This is a genomic window from Streptomyces enissocaesilis (assembly GCF_039533765.1).
GTDB lineage: Bacteria > Actinomycetota > Actinomycetes > Streptomycetales > Streptomycetaceae > Streptomyces > Streptomyces enissocaesilis.
Genome location: NZ_BAAAUD010000024.1, coordinates 1 through 1221, shown reverse-complemented (window position 1 = coordinate 1221; position 1221 = coordinate 1). Strand labels below are relative to the sequence as shown.

Here is a 1221-nt window from a genome sequence, read left to right as displayed (position 1 = left end):
GGCTGCGGTAGCCGAGGTCGCGTTGGATGCGGCGGGTGTTGTACCAGCCGTCGATGTATTCGAAGATCGCGTTCTCGGCTTCGTCGCGGGTGCGCCAGTTGGTGCGGTAGACGAGTTCGATCTTCAGGGTGGACCAGAAGTTCTCCATCAACGCGTTGTCGTAGCTGTCGCCGACCGAGCCCATGGAGGGCAGGATCCCGTTGTCGGACAGGCGTTGCGTGAACCGGAACGACGTGTAGTTCGAGCCCCTGTCCGAGTGATGGATCAATGTCTGGTCGCGGACGTCGCGGGACCAGATGCCGTACTCGAGGGCGCCGAGGATCAGGTCGGTGTCGCAGCGGTCGCCGGCCTTCCACCCGACGATCCGGTTGGAGTACGCGTCGCGGACCGCGGCGAGCCAGAACACGCCCTCGCCACACGCGATGCGGGTGGCGTCAGCGACCCACAGCCGGTTCGGTGCGGCGGCGGTGAAGTTCCGGTTCACCAGGTCCGGTGCCGGTGTCGCCTTCGGGTCCTGGACGGTCGACCCGCCGCGCCAGCCGCGGCGCAGGTATGCGCCCTGCCAGCCCTGGGCGGCCATCAGCCGTTCGACACGTTTCCGGCCTACGTGGATGCCGTCGCGGTGCAGCTGCCGGTGGACCCGGTCCGCGCCGTACGTGCACCCGGACGCGGTCCAGATGTCGTGAATGTTGGACAGCAACCCACGGTCGACCAGGTCCCGGTCGCACGGCTCGGTGAACCGGCTGCGCCAGGCGTAGTAGGTGGAGGCGGAGATCTGCAGGACCCGTAACAGGAGCGCGACAGCGAAGCGGCCAGTGTGTTCGTCGATGAACGTCATGACCGTCGCCGGGTCGGGTCGAGCTCCGCAGCGAAATACGCGCTCGCCGCCTTCAGGATCTCGTTCGCCCGCCGCAGCTCAGCGTTCTCCCGCGCCAGCCTGCGGTTCTCCTCCAGGAGATCACTGGACGGCCGGTCGGTGCGCTCCCCGGCGTCGGCCTCAGCCTGCCGGATCCAGTTCCGCAACGCCTCCGGATGCACGTTGAGCTGCTCGGCCAACCGGCGGATCACCGGCTTCGGGTCCGACTCCCGATACAACCGCACGGCACGCTGCCGCAGATCAGGTGAGTACTTCTTCGGTGCTGGCACGAATCTTCCTTCCCATGGCCATCAGACCATGATCAAGAAGCTCCATGAAAGCGGGGGTGGCTCACAGTGACGGCG

Annotated in this window: 2 protein-coding genes; both read right to left on the bottom strand. The window is 66.8% G+C overall.

The annotated features are described in order from the left end of the window. A partial coding sequence (locus tag ABD374_RS12540) for an IS3 family transposase (RefSeq protein WP_344494508.1) occupies window positions 1-838 on the bottom strand: 838 nt, incomplete at its 3' end. Then, window positions 835-1146, bottom strand: coding sequence for a transposase (locus ABD374_RS12535; RefSeq protein ID WP_344494506.1), 312 nt, complete (start codon window positions 1144-1146; stop codon window positions 835-837). The genes ABD374_RS12540 and ABD374_RS12535, both read right to left, overlap by 4 nt. Window positions 1147-1221 lie beyond the last annotated feature (75 nt).